6 protein-coding genes and 1 pseudogene are annotated in these 4,134 nt (G+C 66.4%); all 7 read right to left on the bottom strand.

Annotated features, from left to right (window positions below; genetic code table 11):
* Positions 1 to 771 (bottom strand): energy transducer TonB (locus tag RMO40_RS21710; RefSeq protein WP_309725681.1); only part of this gene is annotated, 771 nt, incomplete at its 3' end.
* A gap of 2 nt (positions 772 to 773) precedes the next feature.
* Positions 774 to 1,259, bottom strand: coding sequence for a biopolymer transporter ExbD (locus RMO40_RS21705; RefSeq protein WP_309725680.1), 486 nt, complete (start codon positions 1,257 to 1,259; stop codon positions 774 to 776).
* A gap of 13 nt (positions 1,260 to 1,272) precedes the next feature.
* Positions 1,273 to 1,776 (bottom strand): biopolymer transporter ExbD, encoded by a 504-nt coding sequence (locus tag RMO40_RS21700; protein WP_309725679.1) that lies wholly within the window; start codon positions 1,774 to 1,776, stop codon positions 1,273 to 1,275.
* 37 nt (positions 1,777 to 1,813) lie between these two features.
* A complete protein-coding gene (locus tag RMO40_RS21695) occupies positions 1,814 to 2,470 on the bottom strand; it encodes a MotA/TolQ/ExbB proton channel family protein (RefSeq protein ID WP_309725678.1) in 657 nt (218 codons plus the stop codon).
* 32 nt (positions 2,471 to 2,502) lie between these two features.
* On the bottom strand, positions 2,503 to 2,784 hold the full coding sequence (locus RMO40_RS21690) for a hypothetical protein (RefSeq protein WP_309725677.1): 282 nt from the start codon (positions 2,782 to 2,784) through the stop codon (positions 2,503 to 2,505).
* A 140-nt stretch (positions 2,785 to 2,924) separates the two neighbouring features.
* Positions 2,925 to 3,524: a tetratricopeptide repeat protein gene (locus tag RMO40_RS21685; RefSeq protein WP_309725676.1), complete on the bottom strand. Its 600-nt coding sequence runs from the start codon at positions 3,522 to 3,524 to the stop codon at positions 2,925 to 2,927.
* Positions 3,525 to 3,624: 100 nt separating this feature from the next.
* Positions 3,625 to 4,134 (bottom strand): annotated as a pseudogene (locus tag RMO40_RS21680) (tetratricopeptide repeat protein); the annotation flags it as partial.

Below are 4,134 nucleotides of genomic sequence, written 5' to 3'. Positions count from 1 at the left end.
GCCCTTGCCACCGCCGCCACCCTGGCCGGAGCCGGCGCCCGTGCCCCCCGCGCCACCCCCCCCGGCCCCGCCACCCCCACCCCCGCCGGCCCCCCCCACGACGAGCGGCGGGGCGCGGCCGGCCCGGCCACCGCCGCCCGTGTTGCGGCTGTAGGCGGCGGTGTTGATGCCGCCGCTGCCGCCAGCGGCATTGGAGGTGATCATGGCCCGATCGGGCGTGCCCTGGTCGGTGCCGGCGCCCACGCCGACCCCCACGCCAGTGCCCACACCGGGACCTTGTTTGACAGGCGCCAACTGCACTGCGGTCGGCGCGCCCCGCATCTCGGCCAAGGTGTCTTTCATCGCCAGCAGGCCCACGCCCGCCGCCTTGCGGCGCGCGCCTTCGATCTCACCCGGCGGCCGGTTCGGCTGCGGCACACGCGCCTCGGGCACGGGTGCGGCCTTCTTGAGCGGCTCGTTCTTGATGGGCTCGGGCGTGCCCGGCGCCTTGGTGTCTTGTTCCTTGGTGACCTCGGGCTGCTTGACCACCGGTTTGGGCGGTGGCTCGCGCTGCTCGATCAAGAGCTTGGCCAGGCGCGGCGACAGGTCGGGCGGCGCGGCGCGGTCGACCTTCGGCGTGGGCATCAGCAGCAGGAACAGGCACACCACCGCCACGGCGATCAGCACCGTGTTGAGGATGCGGCGGTAACGCTTGTCGTCTTCGGGCACGCCGGCCCAGGCCAGCACGGAGGGGCGGAAAGTGATGGCGTGAGAAAAACCAGCAGCGGCCATGGTCAGGTCTTCCTCTGCACGGCAAACGCGATTTCGGTGAAATTCGCGCGGGCGCTGGTGTACATCACCTTGCGCAGCAGGCTGTAAGGCAAGGCCTTGTCACCCATGATGGTCACGGCCTTGGAGCTGCCGTCTTTGTCGGCACCCATCACCTGGCGGCTGGCCAGCAGGTCGAGCTCGGCCTTGAGACCGGGGATCAGGTCACCCTGTATCGCGTTGGCCTCGGCCACGCTGGCCACCTTGCGGCCATCGACCACGATGTCGGTATCGCTCACCGCCACCACGATGGTCTGGCGCGGTGCTTTCTCGGCCGTGGAAATCGGCAGCTTCACCGCGCGAGCGTTGGTCAGCACCTCGATGCCGGTGCTCGACATCAGGAAGAAGATCAGGATGGTGAAGATGTCGATCAGCGCCACCAGGTTCATGTCGAGCCCGGACTGATTGCGCGCCTTGCGTTCGGCGCGCTTCTGTAGCGGGGTCAGTTTCATGCGATGCCCTTCCCTACTTTTTGACGACGCTCGTCGGCGCATCGCCGATCGAGATGTCGGGGAACAGCTCGAAGCTCGGCGCCTTGGCTGCCGTGCCAGGCGGGCGAACTTCACGCACGGCATCCATCACCTGCACCAGCACGTCGTACGCGGTGGTGGGCTGGGCCAGCACGCTGGCGGCCTTGGTGGCGGGGTACTTGGCCTTGATCTGCTGCATGAGCGCCGACATGCCGGCGAGGTCGTAACCCTGCGGCGTGTTGTTGAAGCGCTGGATCAAGCCGCCGATGCGGTCACCGACCTCGATGGCATCGGGCCGAATCACGATCTCGAGCTTGAGGTCGTCGACCTTCAACTGCTCGGCAGCGCCAGAGTTCTTGGCCGGCAGCGACAGTTCGAGCACCGCCAGGTGCGAGAACACCGCCGTGGACAGCAAGAAGGGCACGAGCACGACGATCACGTTGATGAACGCCGTGACCTCGAGGTGCGCCGCGTGCTTGGTGAGGCGCCGGACGGGCATGATCAGGCCTCCCCGTGGTGAGCTTGTCGGCGCATGATCAACGCGCGCTGACTTGTTGCTCGGCCTTCAGGCGGCCGGTCACGTTCAGGAAGCTGATCTTCGCGGCCTCGAGCCCGTCGACGATCTCGCTGGTGCGCGCCTGCAAGAAGGCGTGGATCAGCAAGAAGGGAATGGCCACCGACAACGCAAACGCGGTGTTGTTCATGGCGATCGAGATCGAAGCCGACAGCAGCTCGGCCTTCTCGGCCGGGTTGACCGCCGCCACCGCCGTGAAGCCCTTGATCAGGCCGATGATGGTGCCCAACAGGCCAACGAGCGTGATCACGTTGGCGAGCGTCGCGATGTAGTGGGTGCGCTTTTCCAGGCGCGGCACGATTTCCATCATGCCCTCTTCCATCGCGGCGTCGATGTCTTCGCGGCGGGCCGGGCTTTGCATGCGCTCCAGGCCGTTGGCGACGATCTTGCCGATGGCGGCGTCGGAGCCGGAGGCCACGCTGTGCACCTCTTTGAACTTGCCGCTTTGCAGCATCGGCAGCACCTTGGCCCACACCTTTCGGTTTTCGCTGCGCGCGCGGCGCAGGAAGATGAAACGTTCAATGGCGATCGCCACGCCCACCGCCATGATCGCGATGCTGAAGTAGATGGCAACGCCGCTGTCCTGGAAGAACTTGATGGCGAAATCGAGGGCACTCATGGGGCTTCTCCTGTAACGACTGATTCGAGGGGTTATTTGGAAATCACCGGCGCGGTCGGCGCTGGTTGCAGGGTGTCGGCAGCGGCCTTGGCCGCGACCAGTTGGGTGTCGTACTGAACCTGGCGGCGAAACACATCGCGGTCGATCGGCGCCAGCGCTTCGTCGAGCACGCTCGCCACCGGGCGGCCCGAGAGCTCGCTCGGCACCGGTTTTTTCCAGGGCACGATGTACAAGACCTTGGGCAACTCGCGGTTGCCGATGATCTGCGTGCGGTCGATGTTGGCGCGGTCTTGGGCCAGCGCAGTGCTCGCCATGAGGCACGTGACAAGGCACACGAATACCGTTCGGGCTGAGCTTGTCGAAGCCTTGGTGGCATGCCAACGGCCCTTCGACAGGCTCAGGGCGAACGGAGATGACAAGCTCAGCGCGAGCGGAGATTTCTGAGAGTGGTGCCTCATTCCTTCTCCTTGCGCTCAGTGGCCGCGGCAGGCTGGGCCGCCTTGTTGCGGTTCTTCAGGTCGGCCACCCACTTGGTGACGGTCGCATCGCCGCCCGGCGTGAGCGCGAGGTAGCGATCGTATAACTCCAGCGCACGTTTGCCGTCCCACAAATACAGGTCGCTCAAGATGCCCAGGTTGAGCGTGGCCGTGGCGTAGTTGGGGTCGAGCTCGATCGCGCGCTCATAGGCCTCGCGGGCCTTGGCGAACTGGCCTTGCAGTCGGTAGGTCACGCCCAGCTGGTTGAAGTAAACCGGCTGGCGCGGGCTGGCTTTCACGGCCAGCTCCAGCTCGGCCACCGCTTCGGGCAGCTTGTTGGCCTGGCGGTAGATCACGCCCAGGTTGGCATGCGGGCCGCCGAGTTCGGGGTGGAACTGGATCACCGACTTGAAGCCGCGCTCGGCTTCGTCCATGCGGCCGGCGCGCATGGCGCGGCGGGCATCGTCGAAGGCGCGCTGTGCGGCTGCTGGCACCGCGGCAGCTTCGGGTTCGACGGGTTTGGTGGCCGCAGTCGAAGCAGCAGGCGCCGGCGCAGCCACCGCTGATCTGGCAGCCACGGGCGCCGGGGCGACGGAAGCTTTCGGCTCGGCCGGCGCAGACGCGCAGCCCACCATCGCGAAGCAGCACAGCGCGGCCAGCCACACGGGACGCGCAACTTCAGCGGATCGCATCGACGCTCACCTCCGCACGTTCCGACTTGCCATAACGCAGCGGGCGCAGTTCCTTGAGTGCATCGAAGCTGCGCTTGACCCAAGGGTCGTAGATGCCTTCCTTGGTGCGCCTCGCGTTCACCTCGTGCAGCTCGGTCGATTTTTCAGCGAACGGGTCGGCCTGCTCTTCCAGCATCAGGTTGTACTGCTCCAGCTCCAGCTTGGAGAGCTTCTTCGGCCGCTGCGAGCTCATCAGGGCCTTGCCGAAATCCTGGTACAGCGCGGCGATGTGGTACGTGGCTGCGGTGGTCACGTCGGCCACGCCGTAGTTGGCGGCCACGCCATAGGCCTTGAGCACGTCGTCCATCTTGGCCTTCTTGAGCTTGAGGTTCTTGGCCAGAGGCTCCACCAGGGCGACCTTGCGGTAAGCGTCCAGTGTGGGCTCGGCCATCGCCAGTGCACCCATCGCGGCGAGGTAGCGGGTGCGGTCGGTGCGTGCGCCACCGGCACGCTGGTC

This window comes from Rhizobacter sp., from assembly GCF_031412075.1.
GTDB lineage: Bacteria > Pseudomonadota > Gammaproteobacteria > Burkholderiales > Burkholderiaceae_C > Rhizobacter.
The sequence above is the reverse complement of the archived record's forward strand: the minus strand, read 5'-3'. Positions and strand labels throughout refer to the sequence as shown.